The following is a 23,709-nucleotide window of genomic DNA, read 5'->3' on the forward strand; positions in this document are numbered from 1 at the left end:
CGTGTTTCTCGCGGGGCGGCGGCCCTCCGCGCCCCCCGGTTCGCTTCGCTCATTCGGCGACCAGCACCTCCAGCGTGCGAGGGCCGTGCACTCCCTCGACGCGCGACAACTCGATGTCGCTCGTCGCCGACGGCCCCGACACGAACGTCAGCGGACGCGACGGGTCGAGCCGTTCCAGCGCCTCCGGCACGTCCGGCGCGACCTGCCCGGCGAGGACCACGATCAGGTGGTAGTCGGGCACGAGCGACAGGGCGCGCGGCCCCTGCGCGGCGCCGTGGTCCAGGACGATCGTGCCCGTCTCCGCGATCGCGGCGGCGCAGCCGGTGACCGCGCCCGCCAGCCCGTCGAGCGACGCCACGGAGAAGTCGCGGACGAGCGGCGCGTCCACCGCCGACGTCCACTCCTCGGGCAGGCCGACGGGAACCCCGTACGAGCCCGGACGGGCCGCCAGCCGCTCCGCGACCGCCGACGCGAGCCCCGACTCGGCCACCCGCAGGACCGTCGCGCGGTAGTCCGCGACCCGCTCGGCGAACAGGTCGAGGACGCCGCCGTCGTGGTGGCGGCGCAGGTAGGAGCGGTCGATCCGGGCGTAGGAGGCCGCGACCTCGGCGGCCGGACGGGTGGGGACGATCCCCTCGACCCGGCGGAGGATCTCCTCGCGCGCGTTCACTCGCCCTCCTCCTTCCGGCCGCCGCCGGTCCGGGCCCACCAGGCGCGGAACGACTCGGGCGGCGGCGCGGGCGCGTCCCGCGTCTCGGTCCAGGCGTTGAGCGGCCCCGGCAGCCGGCGGATCCGGCCGCCGCGCGCCACCACCCGGCGGCTCGCGGACGCGGCGCGCTGCGCGAGCGCGAGCCGCGTGGGGGAGCGCAGCGTCCACCCGGCGGCCGTCATCGCGACCCGCTCCAGCGGATGCCGCGGCCCCTTCTCCACGGCGCGGGCCCGCAGGTGGACGAGGACCTCCGGGATGTCGATCGCGACCGGGCACGCCTCGAAGCACGCCCCGCACAGCGTCGACGCGTACGGCAGCGAGGCGTCCACGTCCGACCCGATGCCCCTGATCTGCGGGGACAGGATCGCGCCGATCGGCCCCGGGTACGGCGACCCGTAGGCGTGGCCGCCCGCGCGCTGGTAGACCGGGCACACGTTCAGGCACGCCGAGCAGCGGATGCAGCGCAGCGCCTGCCGGCCCACCTCGTCGGCGAGGGTGTCGGTGCGGCCGTTGTCCAGCAGGACGAGGTGGAAGTCGCGCGGGCCGTCGCCGGGGGAGACGCCCGTCCAGGCGGAGGTGTAGGGGTTCATCCGCTCGGCGGTGGACGAGCGGGGCAGCAGCTGCAGGAACACCTCCAGGTCCCGCCAGCTGGGCACGATCTTCTCCACGCCCATCACCGAGATGAGGGTCTCGGGGAGCGTCAGGCACATCCGCCCGTTGCCCTCCGACTCCAGGACGACGAGCGTCCCGGTGTCGGCGACGGCGAAGTTCACGCCCGACACCCCGACCTTCGCCGACAGGAACTTGGCGCGCAGGTGCCGCCGCGCCGCCTCCGCGAGCGCGGCGGGGGAGTCGGTGAGGCCGTCCGGCGCGTCGTCCATCGCGCGCAGGAAGATGTCGCGGATGTCGGACCGGTTCCGGTGGATGGCCGGGACGAGGATGTGCGACGGCCGGTCGTCGCCGAGCTGCACGATCAGCTCGGCGAGGTCGGTCTCGTAGGCGGTGATCCCCTCCTCGGCGAGGAACTCGTTGAGGCCGATCTCCTGCGTCGCCATCGACTTGACCTTGACGACCTCGGTCTCGCCGGTCGCCTTCACCAGGTCGGCGACGATGCGGTTGGCCTCGGCGGCGTCCCGCGCCCAGTGCACCGTCCCGCCGGCCCCGGTGACCTTCTCCTCCAGCAGCCGCAGGTAGTGGCCGAGGTCCGCGAGGACGTGGTCCTTGATCTGCTTGCCCGCCTCCCGCAGCGCCGGCCAGTCGGCCAGCTCGGCGACGGCGTCGGCGCGCCGACGCCGGATCGTGGTGGTCGCGTGGGCGAGGTTGCCGCGCAGCCGCGTGTCGGCCACGGCGCGGCGCGCCGCGTCCGGGAACGACGGCATCCCGACGTAGGTCGGCATCGCGGAAGGGGTCATGACGGGTCCTCCTCGGTGGAGGCGAGGATCTCGGCCAGGTGGACGGTCCGCACCGCCGCGCGGGTGCGGGTGAGCGCGCCGCCGATGTGCATCAGGCAGGAGTTGTCGGCGGCGCACAGCGCCTCGGCCCCGGTCTCCCGGACGGCGGTGACCTTGTCGGCGCACATCGCGGCCGACACCTCGGAGTTCTTCAGCGCGAACGTCCCGCCGAACCCGCAGCACTCCGCCGCGTCCGGCAGGTCGACCAGGTCGATGCCGCGCACCTCGCGCAGCAGCCGCAGCGGGCGGTCGCCGACGTGCAGCATCCGCAGCGAGTGGCAGGTCGGGTGGTAGGTGACGCGGTGCGGGAACCAGGCGCCGACGTCGGTGACGCCGAGGACGTCCACCAGGAACTCCGACAGCTCGTACACGCGGGAGGCGACCCCGGCGGCGCGCGGCGCCAGCTTCGGGTGCCAGTCGCGGATCATCGCCGCGCACGACGCGGACGGCGTCACGACCGCCTCGTACGGCTCGAACGTCTCCGCGAACCCCTTCACCAGGTGCAGCGCCTGCCGCCGGTACCCGGTGTTGAGGTGCATCTGGCCGCAGCACGTCTGCGACTCGGGGAACTCGACGTCGTGGCCGAGCCGCCGCAGCAGCCGCACCATCGCCTTGCCCGTCCCCGGATACATCGTGTCGTTGACGCAGGTGAGGAAGAGCGCGACCTTCATGCGCGCCCCTCGTGCGGGGCGGCCCCCCGCACCCCCCGGTTCGCTTCGCTCATTTCACCCTCCCGGACGGCGGCTGGACTCGCGGACGACCAGCTCGGGCTGGAACATGACCTGCTGGTGGGCGTGCCCGCCCGACTCGTCGCACTCCTCCAGCAGCAGCTCGGTCGCGATCCGGCCGAGCTGGTAGGTGGGCTGCCGCACCGAGCTGAGGGGGACGGCGGCGGCCGCCGAGAACTCGATGTCGTCGTACCCGATCAAGGCCACGTCAGTCGGCACCTTGATCCCGCCCTGCAGCAGGACGCGCAGCACGCCGAGCGCGAGCAGGTCGTTCGCGCAGAAGATCGCGTCCGGCAGCGGCCGGCCGGCCTCCAGCAGCCGCCGCGCCGCCTCCTGCCCGGACCGCGCGTTCATCGCGCCGACGCCGACCTCCTGCAGCGCGTCGCGGCCGAGCCCGGCCGCGCGCAGGGCGCGCAGCGCGCCCTTGCGGCGGTCGGCGCACTGCCGCAGCACCATCGGACCGGTGACGAACGCGATCGCGCGGGCCCCGCCGGCCAGCAGCTCGGCGGCGGCCAGCTCGCCGCCCGCGACGTCGTCGACGGCGACCGAGCACTGGTTGGCGCGCGGCGTCGGATGGTCGAGCAGCACCACGGGGACGTCGCGCTCGCGCAGCCGGTCGGCGGTCTCGCCGTCGTCGCCGACCGGGGTCAGCAGGACGCCGCGGACCCGGTGCTCGGCGAACACCCGCAGGTTGCGCTGCTCCCGCTCGTCCGACTCGCCGGACGACGACAGCAGCACCGCGTAGCCGCGCTCGCTCGCGGTGTCCTCCACGCCGCGCGCCACGTCGGTGAAGAACGGGTTGGCGAGGTCGAGGACCATCAGGCCGATCGTGCTGCTGTGCCCGGCGCGCAGCGTCGACGCCGAGCCGTTGCGGACGAAGCCCAGCTCGCGGATCGCCTTCTCGACGCGGACGCGGGTCGCCTCGGCCACCCGCTCGGGCCGGTTGAGCACGTTGGACACGGTGCCGGGCGAGACGCCGGCGTGCGCCGCGACCTGCTTGATGCCGACCGTCCTGCTCAGGATCTCGGCACGCCCGGTGTCGTCTGCGCTCAATCTGTGTCCCCCGGTCCGTCCGCCGCCTGTGTCGCCGCTCACTCTGGTCATCTCATTAAAACGTGTCAACCCCGAAGCCGGGTGTCGGGAGGGCCGTCCGGGCCGTCCGCGGCCGCGCGGCGACGCCGCCAAAAAGTTTTCCCGCCCTTGTGTGGACGGGGTTTCTGGCCGCTCACGCCGGTCGGCGGCCAGGTTCCCTCTTGACGAGTGCTCCGGCTCACATCTAGCGTCCTCCGCAAGATCTTGTTAAAACGTTTTTCATCTCCACGTCTCCCACGTCCCCTGCGAGGAGGGCCGCGATGAGCGCACCGGGCCGGTCGGCGCCGCCGACATTGGCGCTGGTCAACGTGAGTAAGTCGTTCGGCGCCGTGCGCGCGCTGCAGGGCGTCACGCTGGAGCTCCACGCCGGCGAGGTGCACGCCCTCGCCGGTGAGAACGGCGCGGGCAAGTCCACGGTCGTAAAAACGTTCGCAGGGGTGCACCGCCCCGACGCGGGCGAAGTGCGGGTGGACGGCGAGCCGGTGGCCTTCCACGGCCCGGCCGACGCGCAGGCCGCCGGCGTCGCGGTCATCTACCAGGAGCCCACCCTGTTCCCCGACCTGTCGGTCGCCGAGAACATCTTCATGGGCCGCCAGCCGCGCGCCCGCGGCCCCCTCACCGGGTTCGGCCGCATCGACCGCCGCGCCATGCACGCCGAGACCGCGAAGCTGTTCGAGCGGCTCGGCGTCGCGATGGACCCGCAGCAGCCCGCCCGCGGCCTGTCGATCGCCGACCAGCAGGTCGTCGAGATCGCCAAGGCCATCTCCCGGGACGCGCGGGTCCTCATCATGGACGAGCCCACCGCGGCGCTCACCGGCCAGGAGGTCGCCCGGCTGTTCGCGGTGACCCGCACCCTCCAGGAGCAGGGCTGCGCGGTGCTGTTCATCTCGCACCGGCTGGAGGAGATCTTCGAGCTGTGCCGGCGCGTCACCACCCTGCGCGACGGCGCCTACATCGCCACCGACGACGTCGCGGACATCACCGCGGACGACCTCGTCCGCCGGATGGTCGGCCGCGACCTCGACGCGCTCTACCCCAAGCAGGACGTGACGCCCGGCGAGGTCGCGCTGAAGGTGGGCCGGCTGACCCGCGAGGGCGCCTTCACCGACGTCTCCTTCGAGGTCCGCCGCGGCGAGATCGTCGCGCTGGCCGGGCTGGTCGGCGCGGGCCGCAGCGAGGTCGCCCGCGCGATCTTCGGGGTGGACCGCTGGGACGCCGGGGCCGTCGAGGTCCAGGGCCGCGCGCTGCCGCCCGGCAGCCCCACCGCCGCGATGTCGGCCGGGCTCGCCCTCGTCCCCGAGGACCGCCGCCAGCAGGGCCTCGTCATGGACATGTCCATCGAGCGCAACATGGGCCTCACCCAGCTGAAGGCGCTGCGCCGCGCGAGCGGGCGCGGCGGGCTCATCTCCCGGAGGGTCGAGCGCGACCGCGCCGCCGACTGGGGGCTGCGGCTCCAGCTCAAGTACGCCCGGCTCGGCGACGCCGTCGGCGTCCTGTCCGGCGGCAACCAGCAGAAGGTCGTGCTCGCCAAGTGGCTCGCCACCGAGCCCGCCGTGCTGATCGTGGACGAGCCGACCCGCGGCATCGACGTCGGCACCAAGGCCGAGGTGCACCGGCTGCTGTCGGAGCTGGCCGCGCGGGACCTCGCGGTGCTGATGATCTCCTCGGACCTGCCGGAGGTGCTCGGCATGGCCGACCGCGTCCTCGTCATGCACGAGGGGCGGATCACCGCCGAGATCGCCCGCGCGGACGCGACCGAGGAGAGCGTGATGGCCGCCGCGACCGGCCGCGCCGGGACCGGGAGGGCGGCCTGATGACCGGAGCGAAGCGAGCACCCGCGGGCCGCCCGCCCCGGGGGTCCCGGAGCCGTCCCCCGGAAAGGCAGGGCCTGAGCCGATGACCGCACTCACCGAGAGCCCGGCGCGGCCGGGCGGCGCGGGCGGACCGGCCGGCGGCGGACGGCGGCTGGTCGAGCTGGTGCTGCGCGCCCGCGAGATGAGCATCCTCGGCGGCCTCGTCGTGCTGGTCGCCGCCACGACGATCGCGAACCCGCGGTTCCTGTCCGGGCAGGGCGTCGAGGACATCTTCCTCAACGCCTCCATCCTGGTGCTGCTCGCCGTCGGGCAGACGATGGTCGTCGTCACCCGCAACATCGACCTGTCGGTCGGGTCCGTCGTCGGGCTCGTCGCGTTCAGCGCCGGCAAGTTCGCCGCCGGCGGCGGCCACCACGTCGTCCTCGTCCTCCTCGCCGGGGTCGGGATCGGACTGCTGTGCGGGCTGGTCAACGGCCTGCTCGTCAGCTTCTGCCGGGTCCCCTCCCTCGTGGTCACCCTCGGCACCCTCTACGTGATCCAGGGGCTCGACTACCGCATCGCGCACGGGCAGCAGATCGGCGCCGCCGAACTGCCGTCCTCGGTGCTGAGCCTCGGCAACGACGGGATCCTCGGCGTCCCCTACCTGCCGATCATCACCGTCGCCGTGATGCTGGCGGTCGGCTACTACCTGCGGTCCTACTCGTCCGGCCGCGAGTTCTACGCGATCGGGTCCAGCCCCGAGGCGGCGCGGCTCGCGGGCGTGCCCACCCGCCGCCGCGTCCTCACCGCCTACCTGGTCAGCGGCGCGCTCGCCGGCCTCGCCGGGGTGCTGTGGCTCGCCCGGTTCGGCACCGTCGTCGCGGACGCCGCGCACGGCTGGGAGCTGACGGTCGTCGCGGCCGTCGTCGTCGGCGGCGTCGCCATCACCGGCGGCGTCGGCACCGTGTACGGGGCGGCGCTCGGCGCGCTGCTGCTCACCACCATCGGCAGCGTGCTGGTGGTGCTGAAGGTCAACTCGTTCTGGCAGGACGCGATCACCGGCGTCCTGCTGCTGCTGGCCATCAGCGTCGACCGGCTGCTGGCGCTGCGCGTCACGCGGGCGCTGAGACAGCGGTCCCTGGAGTCGGCGGCGCATCGCGACACCGCCCCGGAGCAGAAGGAGGGACGGCCATGAGCCGCCTCGGAGGGCTGGTGCGGTGGGAGACCGCCGTCACCGCCCTGCTGGTCATCGTCTTCGCCGGCGGCGCCGGGTTCTCGCCCGACTTCGCGAACAACGACAACCTGTCGTTCGCGCTGGACGACCTGTCGGAGATCGCGCTGATCGCGCTGCCGATGACGCTGCTCGTCGTGTGCGGGCAGGTCGACCTGTCGGTCGCCTCCGTCCTCGGCCTGTGCAGCGCGCTGACCGGCAAGATGTGGGACGCCGGCATGGCCATCGAGGGGATCATCCCGATCGTGCTCGCCGTCGGGCTCGTCTGCGGCCTCGTCAACGGGCTCCTCGTGACGAAGCTCGGGCTGCCGTCCCTCGCCGTGACGATCGGCACGATGACCCTCTACCGGGGCCTCGCGTACGTGACGCTCGGCACCGGCGCGATCTCCGAGTTCCCCAGCCGGTACACCGACCTGGCGACGTCCTCCATCCCGGGCACGCCGATCCCGTACCCGATCGCGCTGTTCGCCGTGCTCGCCGTCGCGACCGGCGTCGTGCTGCACGCGACCGGCATCGGACGGTCGCTGTTCGCGATCGGCGCGCAGGAGGACGCCGCCTACTTCGCCGGCATCCGGGTCAAGCGCATGAAGCTGATCCTGTTCACGGTGTCCGGCGTGGTCGCCGGGTTCGCCGGGATCGTCTACACGCTCCGCTACGGCAGCGCCCGCGCCGACAACGGCATCGGCCTGGAGCTCACCGTCATCGCGGGGGTGCTGCTCGGCGGCGTCGACTTCGACGGCGGCAAGGGCACCCTCGGCGGCGTCATCGCGGCCGTGCTGCTCATCGGCCTGCTCCGCAACCTGCTGATGCTCAACGACGTCTCCACCGAGGTCCAGTCGATCGTCACCGGGCTGCTGCTCATCATCAGCGTCCTCACGCCGCGGCTGATCGCCGTGGCGCGGGAGACACGAGGCCGGCGGCGGGGCGCGAGATCCGCGGCCCCCGCCGGCGTCCCCTGACCCCTCCGAGACCCGCCCCCCGCCGCGTCATCCCACCCCGAGAAGAATCCCGAAAGGCACCCTGATGACCCTTCGTCCGCGCGTCCCGCGCCGGCTGGCGGCCGTCGCCACCGCGAGCGTCCTCGCCCTCAGCATGGCCGCCTGCGGCGGCACCACCAAGAACGACTCCGACTCCGGGGACGCGAAGGCGTCCGGCGGCGGCGCCACGGCGAACCCGAACGCGCCGCTCAAGAAGGGCCTGAAGCTGGCGTTCCTGCCGAAGCAGGTCAACAACCCCTACGAGACGATCGTCGACAAGGCCGGCATCGAGGCGGCCAAGGAGTTCGAGGGGGAGGCCAAGGAGGTCGGCCCGTCCGACGCGTCCGCGTCCTCCCAGGTCTCCTACATCAACACGCTCATCCAGCAGCGGCACGACGCGATCCTGATCGCCGCCAACGACGAGAACGCGGTGTGCGGCCCGCTCAAGCAGGCGATGGCCAAGAACATCAAGATCGTCGCCTACGACTCCGACACCAACCCCGACTGCCGGGACGTGTTCATCAACCAGGCCAGCTCCGAGGAGATCGGCCGCAGCGAGGTCAAGCTGCTGGCCGAGCAGCTCGGCCACAAGGGCGAGATCGCGATCCTGTCGGCGACGGCGAACGCCACGAACCAGAACACCTGGATCAAGTTCATGAAGGACGAGCTCGCCAAGCCCGAGTACTCGGGGATGAAGCTCGTCAAGGTCGCCTACGGCGACGACGACGACCAGAAGTCGTTCCAGCAGACGCAGGGCCTGCTCCAGGCGTACCCGGATCTCAAGGGCATCATCTCGCCGACCACGGTCGGCATCGCCGCCGCGGCCCGCTACATCTCCGGCTCCAAGTACAAGGGCAAGGTCGCGCTGACCGGCCTCGGCACCCCCGACCAGATGCGCAAGTTCGTCAAGGACGGCACGGTCAAGGAGTTCGAGCTCTGGGACCCCAAGAACCTCGGCTACCTGGCCTCCTACGCGGCGGCGGCGCTGTCGTCCGGCCAGATCACCGGCGCGGAGGGCGAGAAGTTCAAGGCCGGCAAGCTCGGCGACCGCACGATCGGCGCCAACGGCGAGGTCATCCTCGGCCCGCCGACCGTCTTCGACGGCAAGAACATCGACGAATACCACTTCTGACCAAGTGAAGCGAGTCTGCTTCTTGCTGAAGGTCAGGCAGGACCGCCTGGCGGAGTACAAGGTGCGCCACCAGGCGGTCTGGCCCGACATGCGCGACGCGCTGCGCGATGCCGGCTGGCACAACTACTCGCTGTTCCTGCGGGAGGACGGCCTCCTCGTCGGCTACCTGGAGACCGACGACTTCGAGGCCGCCCAGGAGGCGATGGCCCGCACCGAGGTCAACGCCCGGTGGCAGGCGGAGATGGCGCAGTACTTCGAGGACCTCGACGGCCGCCCCGACGAAGGGATGCGGCCGCTCGCCGAGGTCTTCCACCTGGACTGAGAGGACATCAGTGAACGACACCAGCGCGGTGAAGGACGCCCTGCGCCGCCAGCAGATCGAGACTCCCTCGTGGGCGTACGGGAACTCGGGGACCCGGTTCAAGGTCTTCGCCCAGGGGGGCGTGCCGCGCACCCCGCAGGAGAAGATCGACGACGCCGCGCAGGTGCACCGTTTCACCGGCGTCGCGCCCAGCGTGGCCGTGCACATCCCCTGGGACAGGGTGGACGACTACGCCGCGCTGGCCGCGCATGCCGAGGAGCGGGGCGTGCGGATCGGCGCGGTGAACACCAACGTGTTCCAGGACGACGACTACATGCTCGGCAGCGTCACCAACCCCGACGCCGCCGTCCGCCGCAAGGCCCTCGGCCACCTGCTCGAAGCGGTCGACATCATGGACCAGACCGGCTCCCGCGACCTGAAGCTGTGGTTCTCCGACGGGACGAACTACCCCGGGCAGGACGACATCCGCACCCGGCAGGACCGGATGGCCGAGGCCCTCGCCGCCGTCTACGCGCGGCTCGGCGACGACCAGCGGTTCCTGCTGGAGTACAAGCTGTTCGAGCCCGCGTTCTACATGACCGACCTGCCGGACTGGGGCGCCTCCTACGCGCACTGCCTCAAACTCGGCCCGAAGGCGCAGGTCGTGGTCGACACCGGGCACCACGCGCCCGGCACCAACATCGAGTTCATCGTGGCGTTCCTGCTGCGCGAGGGGAAGCTCGGCGGGTTCGACTTCAACTCCCGCTTCTACGCCGACGACGACCTGATGGTGGGCGCCGCCGACCCGTTCCAGCTGTTCCGGATCATGTACGAGGTGGTGCGCGGCGGCGGCTACGACGCCGAGACGGGCGTCGCGTTCATGCTCGACCAGTGCCACAACATCGAGCCGAAGATCCAGGGCCAGATCCGCTCGGTGATGAACGTCCAGGAGGCCACCGCGAAGGCGCTGCTGGTGGACGCGGACGCGCTGCGCGCCGCCCAGCGGTCCGGGGACGTGCTCGAAGCGAACGCCGCGTTCATGGACGCCTACAACACCGACGTCCGGCCGCTGCTCGCGGAACTGCGCGAGGAGATGGGCCTGCACCCGGACCCGGTCGCCGCCTACAAGGCGTCCGGCTACTACGAGCGCGTCGTCGAACAGCGCAAGGACGGCCAGGCCGCCGGCTGGGGCGCCTGACAGGTGAAGGAGACGAAACCGATGACCTCTGCCCCGCCCGAGGTGGAGCAGCTGCTGGAACGCGCCAACACCCTCGGCTCGAACCCGCGCAACACCAACTACGCGGGCGGCAACGCGTCCGCGAAGGGCACCGTCACCGACCCCGTGACGGCCCGCGACGTCGAGCTGATGTGGGTGAAGGGGTCCGGCGGCGACCTCGGCACCCTCACCGCGAAGGGCCTGGCCGTCCTGCGGCTGGACCGGATGCGCGCCCTCGCGGACGTGTACCCGGGCGTCGAGCGCGAGGACGAGATGGTCGCCGCGTTCGACTACTGCCTGCACGGCAAGGGCGGCGCGGCGCCGTCCATCGACACCGCCATGCACGGCCTGGTCGAGGCCGCGCACGTCGACCACCTGCACCCCGACTCCGGCATCGCGATCGCGACCGCCGCCGACGGCGAGGAGCTGACCCGGCGGATCTTCGGCGACCGGGTCGCGTGGGTGCCGTGGCGGCGGCCCGGCTTCCAGCTCGGCCTCGACATCGCCGCGATCGAGCGCGCGAACCCGCGGGCGATCGGGGTGGTCCTCGGCGGGCACGGCATCACCGCCTGGGGCGACACGAGCGAGGAGTGCGAGGCCAACTCGCTCGACATCATCCGCACCGCCGAGGCGTACATCGCCGAGCACGGCAGGGCCGACCCGTTCGGCGAGGTCGTCCACCCGGCGCTGCCGGAGGACGAGCGGCGCGCCCGCGCGGCGGCGCTGTTCCCGCTGATCCGCGGCCTGGCGTCGACCGACCGGCCGCAGGTCGGGCACTTCACCGACTCCGCGCCCGTCCTCGACTTCGTCTCCCGCGCCGAGCACCCGCGGCTCGCCGCGCTCGGCACGTCCTGCCCGGACCACTTCCTGCGCACCAAGGTCGCGCCGATGGTCCTGGACCTGCCGCCGGACGCCCCGCTCGACGACGCCAAGGCCCGGCTGAGGGAACTGCACGCCGCCTACCGCGAGGAGTACGCGGCCTACTACGACCGGCATGCCGTCCCCGGCTCGCCCGCGATGCGCGGCGCGGACCCGGCGATCGTGCTCGTCCCCGGCGTCGGCATGTTCTCCTTCGGCGCGAACAAGCAGACCGCGCGCGTCGCCGGCGAGTTCTACGCCAACGCGATCAACGTGATGCGCGGCGCGGAGGCGCTGTCGTCGTACGCGCCGATCGACGAGGCGGAGAAGTTCCGCATCGAGTACTGGGAACTGGAGGAGGCCAAGCTCCGCCGGATGCCGGCGCCGAAGCCGCTCGCCGCGCGGGTCGCGGTCGTCACCGGCGGCGGCTCGGGCATCGGCGCGGCCACCGCCCGCCGGCTCGCCGCCGAGGGCGCCTGCGTCGTCGTCGCCGACCGGGACGCGGCCGCCGCCGGGAAGGTCGCGGCGGAGATCGGCGCCGCCGCCGCGCGCGAGTCCGACGCCGCCGTCGCGGCCGCCGCCGACGTCACCTCCGAGGACGAGATCGCCGCCGCCGTCCGCGCCGCGGTCCTGGCGTTCGGCGGGGTCGACCTCGTCGTCAACAACGCCGGGCTGTCGATCTCCAAGCCGCTGCTGGAGACGACCGCCGCCGACTGGGACCTCCAGCACGACGTCATGGCGCGCGGCTCGTTCCTGATGTCCCGCGAGACCGCCCGCGTGATGGTCGAGCAGGGCATGGGCGGCGACATCGTCTACATCGCGTCCAAGAACGGCGTGTTCGCCGGGCCGAACAACATCGCCTACGGCGCGACCAAGGCCGACCAGGCGCACCAGGTGCGGCTGCTGGCCGCCGAGCTCGGCGAGCACGGCATCCGCGTCAACGGCGTCAACCCCGACGGGGTCGTCCGCGGCTCCGGCATCTTCGCCGCCGGCTGGGGCGCCGAGCGCGCCGCCGTCTACGGCGTCGAGGAGGAACGGCTCGGCGAGTTCTACGCCCAGCGGACGCTGCTGAAGCGCGAGGTGCTCCCCGAGCACGTCGCCGCCGCCGTCTTCGCCCTCACCGGCGGGGACCTGACCCACACCACCGGACTGCACATCCCCGTGGACGCCGGCGTCGCCGCCGCGTTCCTGCGCTGACCGCCGGCGGCGAGAGCCGGCCGATGGCACGGACCGCACCGCCGCGGTGCTGACACCACCGCGGCGGCACCACCCGTCCGAGCCACCGGCCGTCCCGTCGGGCCCGCTCTACCAAGAGGAACCCGGAAGGACAACGATGTCACCAGCGAATAAGTTCGCGCGAACCCGTGTATCCGTCATCGCCTCCCTGAGCCTGGGCGCCGCCGCCCTCGTCGCAGTCCCCTCCGGCGCCGCCGCCGCGGCGCCCGGGGACCCGCTGGGGCTGCCGTCCCTGTCCGCCGCCGACCGCTACATCCTCGCCCCGTCCGGCCGGACGGTCCGCCCGGTGAAGGCGGCGGAGTCGTCCGGGCTGAACGCCGACCACGTGACCGCCGCGTCCGAGGAATCGGAGAAGGAGGGCCACGACCTGGACGCCGGATCGTCCACGACCGCCAAGGCGGACGGCGTCATGACCCGCCAGGCGGGCGGCGCGGCGGGAGCGGGCTTCGGCTACCGGATGCGCGTCGCGCCCGGACGCGGCCCCGTCACCCTCCGGGTGGAGGAGGCGGGCAGCGCCACCGCCCACTACGAGGTGCTGGTGAACGGCGTGGTCGTCCACGAGCGCAAGCCAGACCCGGCGCAGGCGGGCGTGTGGAGCGGCGACAAGGCCGGCCTCGTCCACTACGACGTCGCCGTCCCGGCGAGGCTGACCGGCTCCGCCGAGGACATCAGGGTCGCCTTCCGCAACGCCGGCGACCCCGGGCCGGGCGCCCGCATCCACGCCGTCTGGACGGTGCACAAGGACGGCCGCGCCCCGGCGGCGCCCTACGGCGGGACGGTCCAGAACCCGTCCGGGGCCTTCCGCCACGGCGGCACCACGCTCACGTCCAACGAGTACGGCCGCCCCTACGTCGTCTACGACTTCGGGAAAGAGGTCGGCGGGCAGGTCCAGGTCACCGCCGACGTCCGCGAGGGCACGCCCAAGCTCGGCCTGGCGTTCAGCGAGAGCGCGCAGTACCTCACCACCGCGTCCGACTACAGCCAGGACCCGGTCGGCCTCGCCACCGAGACCCATTACCTGGAGACCAAGGCGGGGCGCACCGCCATGACCGACCCGGTCATCCGCGGCGGGTTCCGCTACCTCATGGTCTTCCTGGACGGCCCCGGCGAGGTGAAGCTGTCCGACCTGCGGCTCAAGTTCACCGCCGATCCCGCCAACCCGGACCTGGACGGCTACAAGGGCGCGTTCCTGTCCAGCGACGACACCCTGAACCGGCTCTGGTACGCGGGCGCGTACACCGTCCAGATGTCGACGATCGACCCGACGACCGGACGCCCCTACCCCGGCCAGGAGGGACCCGTCCGCAACGACGCCATCGTCGGCGAGGGCGACAGCATCATCAGCGACGGCGCCAAGCGCGACCGGATGATCTGGGGAGGCGACAACGCGATCGCCGACCCGGTGTCGTACCTGTCGACCGGGCTGTCCGCGCCGTCGGCGAACGCCGTCGGGTTCATGGCCAAGGGCCAGGCGGCCAACGGCCAGATCCCCGGCCTCTTCCTGACCGACAAGCTCGGCTACAACATGAACTGGGGCGAGTACGCGGCCTGGTGGGTCCACAACTACTGGACCCACTACCTCTACACCGGCGACCAGGCGTTCTTCGACCAGTGGTACGACGCGATGAAGAAGAACGTCGCGTGGCTGGAGTCCAACGCAGGGGACGACGGGCTCCTCACCATGAAGGGCGCCGGCGGCACCTGGGGCTACGGCAACGACGCCGGCGGCACCTACGTCTCCTCCCTGTACGTCAAGGTGCTCGGGCAGGCGGCGCAGGCCGCGCAGGCCAAGGGCGACACCGGGCTCGCCGCGACCTACCGGCAGCACGCCGCGCGCACCGCCAAGGCCGTCAACGACCACCTGTGGGACCCGGCCGCCGGCGCCTACAAGGTCGGCCCGTCCGACGCGAACCACCCGCAGGACGGCAACGCCATGGCGGTCGTCGCGGGCGTCGCCACCGGCGACCGCGCCCGGTCGGTGCTCGCGTTCTTCGGCGACCGGCTCGCGAACCCGCACGGCGACCTCACCGTGGACAGGGCGGGCGGCGCCGTCCCGCAGTACATCAGCACGTTCGTGTCCGCGCAGTCGCTGCTCGCGCACTCCTCCCAGGGCGACGCCGCCGGGGCGGCGTCGCTGCTGCGCCGCACCTGGTACCCGATGCTGGGCAAGGCGCAGCCCGGCACCCTCTGGGAGAACGTCAGCCCCGCCGGCGCGCCGCAGCTCGGCTCCTACACGAGCCTGTCGCACGGGTGGGCCGCCGCCCCGACCTCGTTCCTCACCAACCAGGTCCTCGGCGTCACCCCGACGTCCGGCGGGTTCGGGACGTTCACCGTCCTGCCGCACCCGACCGGCGGGCTGCGCTGGGCCGAGGGACGCGTGCCGACCCCGCACGGCGACATCACCGCCGCGTGGCGGCTGCGCGGCGCCGCGTTCACGCTGCGGGTCGCGGCGCCCGGCGGGACCACCGCCACCGCGGGCGTCCCGGCGCGGGGCGCCGCCGAGGTCCGCGTCAACGGAAAGGTCGTCTGGCGCGACGGCACCGCCGTCAGGCCCGGCGTCACCGTCAAGGACGGCCTCGTGCAAGTCCCCGGCCTGACCGGCACGTCCATCCTCACCACCGCCCGCTGAACGGAGTGATCATGGTTCCCCCCACCACGGCCGCCCGCCGCTCCCTCGTCCGCACCGCCCTCAAGGCGACCGGCACCGCCGCGCTCGCCATCACCAGCACCGCCGCGCTCGCGCTGCCCGCCGCCGCCGCGCCCCACCCGGCCGGCGGCCCCTGGCAGAACGACTCCTACACGCCGCGCCCCGGCCAGTGGCGCCCCTACGTGCTCGCACCGCAGAGCCGGGACGTCAAGCCGGTCAAGGTGTTCAAGGCCGACCCGCGGCAGGGGGAGATCGACGGCTCCCCGGCCGCCGCGCTGGCCAAGGGCGGCGGAGCCGTCCGGCTGACCGGCGCCGCCGACCGCGCGGGCTCCCCGCTGCTGATCGTCGACTTCGGCAAGGAGGTCGCCGGGCACCTGAAGGTCCGCGTCAAGGGCGCGTCCGGAGATCCGAAGCTGCGCGCCTGCTTCTCCGAGTCGGTCCGGTACATGGCGCTGACCCCGGACGCCAACGACGGCCAGGGCAAGATCGCGCCCGGCTGCGACACCGCGAACATCTGGAACGGCTTCCCCGGCCAGCCCTACACCGCGGACACCGACAGCCACGCCCTCCCGCTGGACGGCGCGAGCCTGCCCGGCACCGTCCGCGACAAGGAGCTGCGCGGCGGGTTCCGCTACGCGACGCTGTTCCTGGACGGCCCCGGGACCGTCGACATCGACGCGGTGTCGCTCGACTTCACCGCCGCGCCCGACCAGCGCGACCTGGACGGCTACCGCGGCAACTTCCTGTCCAGCGACAACCTGCTCAACAAGGTCTGGTACGCGGGCGCCTACACCGTCCAGGTCAACACCGGCGCGTCCGGCACGGCGAAGAAGTGGCCGTACGAGCCGGGCGAGGGCGACCACGCCGACGACCCCGTACCGCACGCCGACCCGAAGACGTCGGTCATCTTCGACGGCGGCAAGCGCGACCGGATCGTCTGGCAGGGCGACCTCGCCGTCCAGGTGCCCGTCGCCTACCTCAGCACCTACGACCGGGGCGCCATCGACAACTCGCTGTCGTCGCTCGCCGCCCAGCAGCTCCCCGACGGCTACATGCCCGCCGCCAGCCTCGTCGGCCAGCACAACCAGAACGAGCTGCGCACCTACGGCGAGTACGTCACCTGGTTCGTGTCCAACATGTACGACCACTGGATGTACAGCGGCGACCGCGCCTACCTCGACCGGTGGTGGCCGCAGCTGACGAAGGCGACCGCCTGGCTGGAGTCGGTCCGCGCGGAGGACGGCGCGGGCCTCATCGGGTTCGCCGAGTCCGGGTCGTGTGGCCACTACGGGTACTCCAACTGCGGCCACGAGACCTACGTCAACGCGCTGTACGCCCGCAACCTCGACCAGATGGCCGCGATGGCGAAGGCGCGCGGCGACGCGTCCGCCGCGACGTACGCCGACCGGGCCGCCGTGGTGAAGAAGGCCGTCAACGAGCAGCTCTGGGACGAGAAGGCCGGCGCCTACCGGCTGTCCCGCGAGATCCCGGGCGCCTACCCGCAGGACGGCAACGTCGCCGCCGTCCTCAGCGGCATCGCCGGCGGGGACCGCGCCGGGCGCGCCCTCGCCTACCTGCGCGCCAACAACTGGACCGGGATCGGGTCGCTGACGGTCTCCCAGTCCACGCCGAACGCGAGCATCCCGCCGTTCTACGCGCCGCTGCCGAGCGGGTTCGAGGTCGACGCGCGCCTGGAGACCGGTGACGCGTCCGGCCTGGAGCTGATCCGCAAGTTCTGGGGCCACCAGCTCGCGCAGGACCCCGGCTCCACGTTCTGGGAGCACATGCAGCCGGACGGCTCGCCCAACCTGAAGCAGTTCTCCAGCCTCGCGCACGGCTGGGCCGCGCAGCCGACCACCACCCTCAGCACGAAGGTCCTCGGGGTGCGGCCCACCGGCCCCGGATACGCGTCCTGGGCCGTGGTGCCGTTCACCGGGGACCTGAAGTGGGCCGAGGGGACCGTCCCGACCCCGCACGGCGACATCGCCGCGTCCTGGCGCAGGACCGGCCACGGCTTCCAGCTGAAGGTCACGGCGCCGCGCGGCACGAGCGGCCGCCTCGCCGTCCCGGTCTCGGCGTCCACCCGCCGCGTCGCCCTGGACGGCCGGACGGTCTGGGCCGGCGGCGAGGCCACCCGGCCGGGGGTGTCCAGCGACGGCGTGTACGTCTACGTCGACGGCGCGTCCGCCGGGCGCCACACGCTCACGGCCCACTAGCCCGAGAGAAGGAGCGGAATGGCAGACACCGCAGCGCCGCCCGTGAAGGTCGGCCTCGTCGCCGGGGGCCTCGGCGCCTACTGGCCGCAGTTCCCCGACCTGCTGCCGCAGCTGAAGCGGTCCGCCGAGCGCGTCTCGGAGCGGATGCGGGGGCTCGGCGCCGAGGTCGTGGACGCCGGCTTCATCTCCGACGCGCAGGAGGGCACGGCGGCCGCGGAGCGGCTCCGCGCGGCCGGCTGCGACGTCATCGTCGGCTTCCTCACGACCTACATGACCGCGTCGATGCTCGTCCCGGTCGCGCAGCGGGCGGACGCGCCGGTACTGCTGATCAACCTGCAGCCGACCGAGTCGATGGACCACGCGACGTTCGACACCGGGCAGTGGCTCGCCTACTGCGGAGCCTGCCCGCTGCCGGAGATGGCCAACGCGTTCGAGCGCTGCGGTGTCCCGTTCCGCTCCGTCTCCGGGTACCTGGAGGACGAGCGCGCCTGGGCGAGGATCGGCCGCTGGGTCCGGGCCGCCGGGGTCCGCGCGGCGCTGCGGCGCGGCCGGCACGGCCTCATGGGCCACCTGTACCCCGGCATGCTGGACGTCTCCACCGACCTCACGCTCGTCAGCGCCAACTTCGGCGGGCACGTCGAGGTGCTGGAGTTCGACGACCTGCGGGTGCGGGTGGAGAAGGTCACCGGCGCCGAGGCCGCCGCGAAGAAGGCCGAGGCGGAGGAGATCTTCGAGCTGGACGAGTCCGTCGACGGCGACGACCTCGCCTGGGCGGCCCGCGTCGCCGTCGGGCTCGACCGGCTCACCGCCGACTTCGGGCTGGACAGCCTCGCCTACTACCACCGGGGCCTGGACGGCGAGATCCACGAGCGGCTCGGCGCCGGGATGATCCTCGGCGCCTCGCTGCTCACCGCGCGCGGGATCCCGGCGGCGGGCGAGTACGAGCTGCGCACGTCCCTCGCCATGCTGATCGCCGACCGGCTGGGGGCGGGCGGCTCGTTCACCGAGCTGCAGGCGCTGGACTTCCGGCGCGGCCACGTCGAGATGGGCCACGACGGGCCCGCCCACCTGGCGATCAGCGCCCGCCGGCCGCTGCTGCGCGGCCTCGGCGTCTACCACGGCAAGCGCGGCTACGGCGTGTCCGTGGAGTTCGACGTCAGGCACGGCCCGGTCACCGCGTTCGGGATCGTCCAGCGCCGCGACGGCCGGTTCGCGTTCGTCGCGTCCGAGGGCGAGACCGTGGACGGGCCGCTGCTGCGGATCGGCAACACCACGTCCCGCGTCGACTTCGGCTGCGACCCCGGCGAGTGGACCGACGCGTGGTCCGCCACCGGCATCTCCCACCACTGGGCCCTCGGCACCGGCCACATGGCCGCCGACCTGAAGGCCGTCGCCGACCTCCTGGAGGTCGACCTCATCCAAGTGAACCCCTGACCGAACGACTCTGACGGCGTGATCAGGGGATCCGGTCCCCTCACCTGCCGTTCGCGAACCATGGCCGAGGAGCCTGCGTGATGAACGAGTTGTCCAGAAGAAGGTTCGTGCAGGCCGGCGGCGTCGCCGCGGCGGCGGTCACGGCGGGCGGCGCGGTCGTCGCGCCCGCGTCGGCGGCGCCCGGCCCGGGGAGGGCCCCGACGCTGCGGCCCGCCGATCCGCAGGTCGACCACATGCCGGCCCCGCTCGGGATCGACGCCACGAAACCGACGCTGAGCTGGCGGTTCGCGGCGGGGCCGCGCAACGCCGTCCCGTCCGCCTACCAGGTGCGGGTCGCCACGTCGGAGGCGCGCCTCGCCCGTCCCGACCTGTGGGACTCCGGCAAGGTCGGCGGCGCCGCCGTGTCGGCCGTCTACGCCGGACGGGCGCTGAAGTCCCGTGAGCGGGCGTCCTGGCAGGTCAGGGTATGGGACGGGGACGGCCGCGCGTCCGCGTGGAGCGAGCCGTCCCACTTCGAGATGGGCCTGCTCGCCGCCGCGGACTGGGCGGCCCGGTGGATCGGCAACGAGGCGTGGTCCGGGGAGCCGAGCCCGGCGGCCGCGACGATCACGTTCCCGGCCCGGTCCGCCCGCTACGTCCGGCTGGACGTGACGCGGCTCGGCCTTCCGATCAAGGAGGGCTGGCCGTACAAGGTGTCGCGGCTCCAGCTCGCCGAGATCCAGGTGCTGGACGGGGAGTCCGGCGCGAACGCGGCGGCCAAGGCGGCCGTGACCGCGTCCGAGAGCTACACGGTCGGCGGCCAGTGGGAACCGAAGGCGCTCACGGACGGCTCGCTCACCAGCGACACCGCCCCCTTCGGCTACACCAGCATGGAGCGGCGGGACCAGGACCTCGCCGACCCCGTCTGGATCCAGATCGACCTCGGCGAGGAGAAGCGGTTCGACCGCGTCCTGCTCTACCCGCGCACGGACGTGACGACCGACGACGGGAGGACGGCCAACTTCCCGGAGGACTTCACCGTCCGGACGTCCGGCGACGGCAAGACGTTCGACACCGCCGCCACGGTCGAGGGGCAGGAGGCGCCGCCGCCGCTGCACCGGCAGCCCGAGGCGCTCCCCGTCTTCAGGCGCGAGTTCACGGTGGGCAAGCGGGTCCGCACGGCGCGCCTCTACGCGACGGCCCTCGGCGTCCTGGACATCACGGTGAACGGACGCCCCGTCAGCGACGCCGTCCTCGAACCGCCCTACAGCGCGTACAAGGAGCGGCTCGTCTACTCCACCTACGACGTGACCGGGCTGCTCCATCGCGGCGGCAACCGCGTGCAGGTCGAACTGGGCACCGGCATGGCGCACGTCCCGCCCACGCCCGGCCGCTACGAGAAGCTCACCCGGTCGGACGGCAAGCCCGCGTTCCTCGGCCAGCTAGAGATCACCTACACCGACGGGTCGCGGGAGGTCGTCGCGTCCGACACGTCCTGGCGCACCGCCCTCGGCGCGACCACCTTCACCAACTGGTACGGCGGCGAGGACCACGACGCGCGCCGCACCCCGCGGGACTGGGCGGACGCGGTGCGGGTCGCCGCGCCCACGGCCCGGCTCGCCGCCCGCACCGCGCCGCCGATCGTCCCGGTCGGCGCCTTCCGCACCAAGAAGATCACGCAGCCGAAGGACGGCGTCTACGTCGTCGACCTCGGCACCAACTTCGCGGGCTGGCCGGAGCTGCGCGTCAGCGGACCGGCCGGGACGAAGGTCACCATGCGCCCCGGCGAGCTGCTCGACGACGACGGGACCGTCAGCCAGCACACCACCGGCTCGCCCATCTGGGACACCTACACCCTGTCCGGCGAGGGCACCGAGACGTGGCATCCGCGGTTCGTCTACCACGGCTTCCGCTACCTGCAGCTCGAAGGGCTGCCGTCCGCGCCGGACGAGCGCACGGTCACCGGGATCGTGCTGCGCGCGGGCAATGCCGGCGCGGGCTCGTTCACCAGTTCGCACGGCCTCCTCAACGACATCCACCGGATCATCGACCGGGCCGTGCAGAGCAACATGTACTCCGTCCTCACCGACTGCCCGCACCGGGAGAAGCTCGGCTGGCTGGAGCAGGCCAACCTGGTGTTCCCCGCCGTCGCCCGCAACTACGACGTCGCCGCCTACTACGGCGCGATCGTCCGCGACATCGCCGAGGCCCAGACGGCGGACGGTCTCGTCCCCGACATCGCGCCCGAGTTCACGGTGTTCTCCGGCGGGTTCAGGGACGACCCCAACTGGGGCAACGTCATCGTCTTCGCGCCCTGGCAGATGTACCGCGCCTATGGGGACGTGGCCACGCTCCGCACCTACTACCCGAACATGGTGCGCTACGTCGACTACCTGTCCGGCAAGGCGGACGGGCATCTCCTCGACTACGGCCTGGGCGACTGGATCACGTTCGACAACAGCACGCCCAAGGGCGTGACCGCCACGTTCGGCTACCACCGCGCCGTGTCCGCCCTCGCCCGCATCGCGAAGGTCATCGGCAAGGACGCGGACGCGGCCGAGTACGAGGCCCTGGCGGGGCGGATCGGGTCGGCGTTCAACGCCAAGTACGCGACCGGCGACACCTACGGCTCCGGCAGCCAGGCCTGCGACGCGCTCGCGCTCGACATGGGCGTCGTCCCCGACGGCAAGAAGGACGCCGTCCTCGCCCACCTGGTGAACGGCATCGAGGCGAAGGGCTACCACCTCACCGTCGGCGAGATCGCGCTGCCGTCGGTGTTCCACGTCCTGTCTGCGGCCGGACGCGACGACGTCATCCACGCGTTCGCCACGCAGACCGGCAACCCGAGCTACGGCTACCAGGTCGTGCACGGCGCGACCTCGCTGACCGAGAACTGGGACGGGCCCACCTCCGGGAACTCGCAGAACCACTTCATGCTCGGCGCCATCGACGAGTGGTTCCACGCGGGGCTCGCCGGCCTCGGCCAGACGGACGACTCGATCGCCTTCGAGACGCTCCTCGTCCGGCCGGCCGTCGTCGGCGACGTCACGCGCGCCGCCGCCACCTACGAGACGCCGCGCGGGCGCGCCGCGGCGTCCTGGCGCCGCACCGGCAGGAAGCTCCGCCTGGACGTCACCGTCCCGCCCGGCGCCGGTGCGCGGGTGGAGTTCCCGGTCTCCGACGGGGCCGCCAGGCCCACCGCGCCCCGAGACGCCCGCTGGATCGGCGTGCGGAACGGCCGCGCCGTCTTCGAGATCGGTTCCGGCGACTGGAAGTTCGAGGGGAGCGTCTCCTGAGCCGGACGGGTCCCGGTTCGCCGCCGGGGCCCGCCGGCGTGGCCCGGCGCGGCCCTGTGCGGTTATAGTCAACAATCGTGACTAACACGGAGAGCGAAGGGCGGGGGCCCGATCTGGGGATGCTGGCGGGCCGGCTGATGCGGGCGTTGCAGGAGGAGCTGTTCGAGCGCCTGGCCGAGGAGGGCCATCCGGACGTCCGGCCCCGGCACGGCACCGTCCTCGCCTTCCTCGACCCGGAGGGGCTGCGCGCCACCGAGCTGTCGGCCCGGTCCGGCCAGCACAAGCAGATCGTCGGCACGATCGTGGACGAGCTGGTCGCGCTCGGCTACGTCCGCCGCGAACCCGATCCGGACGACCGGCGCGCCAAGCGGATCGTCCCCACCGAGCACGGCCTCGACGAGATCGCGAAGGCCCGCGCGATCCTCGCCGGCATCGAGGACCGGCACCGGCGCGCCCTCGGCGACGGGGCCTTCACCGCGTTCAAGGACGCCTTCCAGCGCGTCGCCCGCGACCAGAGCGCCTGGCGCGCCGCGAACGCCGCCGACGCCGATGCCGCCGATGCCGCGGACGGCGGGGATCGGCGGGCGCGGTAGTGCGCCCGGCTCACCTGCGGGGCAGTCCGCCCATGCCGACCAGGCCGGCGAAGCGCTCGCCGTCCTGGTCGGCGTCGCCCAGCCATTCGCGGGGGCCGGTCAGCCCTGGGGGGATCAGGTCGAAACCGTCGAAGAAGCGGCCGATCTGTTCGCTCGGGCGGGCGCCGAGCCGCGCGCTAGCGCCCTCGTAGACCTGTTCGGCCCGCGCCATGTGCTCGGGGAAGGCGTCCGAGGCGAGGTGGGAGAGGATGAGCCGGCTGCCGGGCGCCAGCGCGTCCCGGTAGCGGGCGACCAGCGCGTGCGGGTCGTCGGCGTCGGCCACGAAGTGCAGCACCGACACCAGCAGCAGCGCCACCGGCTCGGAGAAGTCGATCATGTCGCGGACGGCGGGGTGGCCGAGGACCTCGTCCGGGCGGCGCAGGTCCGCCTCGGCGAGGCCGACGCCCCCGGCGCCGGCGAGGAGCGCGCGGCCGTGCGCGCAGACGACCGGGTCGTGGTCGACGTAGACGGTCCGCGTGCCCGGGGCGGCGCCCGCCGCCGCCTCGTGCACGTTCTCCCGCGTCGGCAGCCCGGACCCGAGGTCGAGGAACTGGCGGACGCCGGCGTCGGCGGCGGCGCGCACCGCGGCGCGCAGGAAGGCCCGGTTGAGGCGGACGCCGCGCACGACGCGGCCCTCGGAGATCTCCACGACCCGCTCGGCGGCCTCCCGGTCGGCGGCGAAGTTGTCCTTGCCGCCGAGCCAGTAGTCGTACATCCGCGCCACGTTGGGGGAGCCGGTGTCCAGGCCGGAGGCGGTCCCGTCCGAGAAGTCGGTCACCGG

General features: G+C 73.1%; 17 protein-coding genes. 12 read left to right on the top strand and 5 right to left on the bottom strand.

From position 1 onward, the window contains the following. Positions 1-49 precede the first annotated feature (49 nt). The 4 genes from ACA511_RS24305 to ACA511_RS24320 are packed head-to-tail and all read right to left on the bottom strand — an operon-like array spanning position 50 to position 3,941. On the bottom strand, positions 50-670 hold the full coding sequence (locus ACA511_RS24305; RefSeq protein WP_375026880.1) for a lactate utilization protein C: 621 nt from the start codon (positions 668-670) through the stop codon (positions 50-52). Further along, entirely contained in the window at positions 667-2,121 is a 1,455-nt protein-coding gene (locus ACA511_RS24310) for a LutB/LldF family L-lactate oxidation iron-sulfur protein (RefSeq protein ID WP_375026881.1), read from the bottom strand. The genes ACA511_RS24305 and ACA511_RS24310 overlap by 4 nt, the downstream gene beginning before the upstream one ends. Beyond that, entirely contained in the window at positions 2,118-2,831 is a 714-nt protein-coding gene (locus ACA511_RS24315; protein ID WP_375026882.1) for a (Fe-S)-binding protein, read from the bottom strand. The genes ACA511_RS24310 and ACA511_RS24315 overlap by 4 nt, the downstream gene beginning before the upstream one ends. 54 nt (positions 2,832-2,885) lie before the next feature. Then, entirely contained in the window at positions 2,886-3,941 is a 1,056-nt protein-coding gene (locus tag ACA511_RS24320; RefSeq protein WP_375026883.1) for a LacI family DNA-binding transcriptional regulator, read from the bottom strand. A gap of 299 nt (positions 3,942-4,240) precedes the next feature. On the opposite strand from ACA511_RS24320, the gene ACA511_RS24325 reads away from it, so the two are divergent. The 12 genes from ACA511_RS24325 (at position 4,241) to ACA511_RS24380 (ending at position 22,889) form a co-directional block, all read left to right on the top strand. Further along, the gene (locus ACA511_RS24325; protein WP_375026884.1) at positions 4,241-5,794 is read left to right on the top strand and encodes a sugar ABC transporter ATP-binding protein; all 1,554 of its coding nucleotides are present in this window, start codon (positions 4,241-4,243) and stop codon (positions 5,792-5,794) included. A gap of 82 nt (positions 5,795-5,876) precedes the next feature. Continuing rightward, positions 5,877-6,968, top strand: a complete 1,092-nt coding sequence (locus ACA511_RS24330; RefSeq protein ID WP_375026885.1) for an ABC transporter permease — start codon at positions 5,877-5,879, stop codon at positions 6,966-6,968. Continuing rightward, complete coding sequence (locus ACA511_RS24335; protein WP_375026886.1) at positions 6,965-7,963, top strand: ABC transporter permease; 999 nt, start codon at positions 6,965-6,967, stop codon at positions 7,961-7,963. The genes ACA511_RS24330 and ACA511_RS24335 overlap by 4 nt, the downstream gene beginning before the upstream one ends. A 64-nt stretch (positions 7,964-8,027) precedes the next feature. Beyond that, positions 8,028-9,113, top strand: a complete 1,086-nt coding sequence (gene rhaS, locus ACA511_RS24340; RefSeq protein ID WP_375026887.1) for a rhamnose ABC transporter substrate-binding protein — start codon at positions 8,028-8,030, stop codon at positions 9,111-9,113. Positions 9,114-9,117: 4 nt separating this feature from the next. Next, positions 9,118-9,435, top strand: a complete 318-nt coding sequence (locus ACA511_RS24345) for an L-rhamnose mutarotase (RefSeq protein WP_375026888.1) — start codon at positions 9,118-9,120, stop codon at positions 9,433-9,435. A gap of 10 nt (positions 9,436-9,445) precedes the next feature. After that, positions 9,446-10,612: an L-rhamnose isomerase gene (gene rhaI, locus ACA511_RS24350; protein ID WP_375026889.1), complete on the top strand. Its 1,167-nt coding sequence runs from the start codon at positions 9,446-9,448 to the stop codon at positions 10,610-10,612. Between the two features lie 21 nt (positions 10,613-10,633). Continuing rightward, the gene (locus ACA511_RS24355; protein WP_375026890.1) at positions 10,634-12,685 is read left to right on the top strand and encodes a bifunctional aldolase/short-chain dehydrogenase; all 2,052 of its coding nucleotides are present in this window, start codon (positions 10,634-10,636) and stop codon (positions 12,683-12,685) included. Between the two features lie 136 nt (positions 12,686-12,821). After that, complete coding sequence (locus ACA511_RS24360; RefSeq protein ID WP_375026891.1) at positions 12,822-15,353, top strand: alpha-L-rhamnosidase C-terminal domain-containing protein; 2,532 nt, start codon at positions 12,822-12,824, stop codon at positions 15,351-15,353. Positions 15,354-15,364: 11 nt separating this feature from the next. Next, on the top strand, positions 15,365-17,587 hold the full coding sequence (locus ACA511_RS24365) for an alpha-L-rhamnosidase C-terminal domain-containing protein (RefSeq protein WP_375026892.1): 2,223 nt from the start codon (positions 15,365-15,367) through the stop codon (positions 17,585-17,587). An 18-nt stretch (positions 17,588-17,605) separates the two neighbouring features. Then, complete coding sequence (locus ACA511_RS24370) at positions 17,606-19,021, top strand: arabinose isomerase (protein ID WP_375026893.1); 1,416 nt, start codon at positions 17,606-17,608, stop codon at positions 19,019-19,021. A gap of 80 nt (positions 19,022-19,101) precedes the next feature. Beyond that, positions 19,102-22,296, top strand: a complete 3,195-nt coding sequence (locus tag ACA511_RS24375; RefSeq protein ID WP_375026894.1) for a family 78 glycoside hydrolase catalytic domain — start codon at positions 19,102-19,104, stop codon at positions 22,294-22,296. A gap of 77 nt (positions 22,297-22,373) precedes the next feature. Next, positions 22,374-22,889 carry a MarR family winged helix-turn-helix transcriptional regulator gene (locus ACA511_RS24380; protein ID WP_375026895.1) on the top strand — a complete coding sequence of 172 codons (516 nt, stop codon included), beginning with the start codon at positions 22,374-22,376 and terminating at the stop codon, positions 22,887-22,889. Positions 22,890-22,899: 10 nt separating this feature from the next. On the opposite strand, the gene ACA511_RS24385 is transcribed toward ACA511_RS24380, so the two are convergent. After that, a complete protein-coding gene (locus ACA511_RS24385; RefSeq protein WP_375026896.1) occupies positions 22,900-23,706 on the bottom strand; it encodes an SAM-dependent methyltransferase in 807 nt (268 codons plus the stop codon). Positions 23,707-23,709: the final 3 nt, after the last annotated feature.

The sequence above is a fragment of the Actinomadura sp. GTD37 genome, assembly GCF_041951365.1.
GTDB lineage: Bacteria > Actinomycetota > Actinomycetes > Streptosporangiales > Streptosporangiaceae > Spirillospora.

Bases quoted from the DNA above. Each gene is read 5' to 3' on its own strand.
- ACA511_RS24370 (WP_375026893.1), top strand. From the start codon at position 17,606: ATGGCAGACACCGCAGCGCCGCCCGTGAAGGTCGGCCTCGTCGCCGGG.
- ACA511_RS24355 (WP_375026890.1), top strand. From the start codon at position 10,634: ATGACCTCTGCCCCGCCCGAGGTGGAGCAGCTGCTGGAACGCGCCAAC.
- ACA511_RS24315 (WP_375026882.1), bottom strand. From the start codon at position 2,831: ATGAAGGTCGCGCTCTTCCTCACCTGCGTCAACGACACGATGTATCCG.
- ACA511_RS24325 (WP_375026884.1), top strand. From the start codon at position 4,241: ATGAGCGCACCGGGCCGGTCGGCGCCGCCGACATTGGCGCTGGTCAAC.
- ACA511_RS24335 (WP_375026886.1), top strand. From the start codon at position 6,965: ATGAGCCGCCTCGGAGGGCTGGTGCGGTGGGAGACCGCCGTCACCGCC.
- ACA511_RS24365 (WP_375026892.1), top strand. From the start codon at position 15,365: ATGGTTCCCCCCACCACGGCCGCCCGCCGCTCCCTCGTCCGCACCGCC.
- ACA511_RS24310 (WP_375026881.1), bottom strand. From the start codon at position 2,121: ATGACCCCTTCCGCGATGCCGACCTACGTCGGGATGCCGTCGTTCCCG.
- ACA511_RS24360 (WP_375026891.1), top strand. From the start codon at position 12,822: ATGTCACCAGCGAATAAGTTCGCGCGAACCCGTGTATCCGTCATCGCC.
- ACA511_RS24375 (WP_375026894.1), top strand. From the start codon at position 19,102: ATGAACGAGTTGTCCAGAAGAAGGTTCGTGCAGGCCGGCGGCGTCGCC.
- ACA511_RS24330 (WP_375026885.1), top strand. From the start codon at position 5,877: ATGACCGCACTCACCGAGAGCCCGGCGCGGCCGGGCGGCGCGGGCGGA.
- rhaS (WP_375026887.1), top strand. From the start codon at position 8,028: ATGACCCTTCGTCCGCGCGTCCCGCGCCGGCTGGCGGCCGTCGCCACC.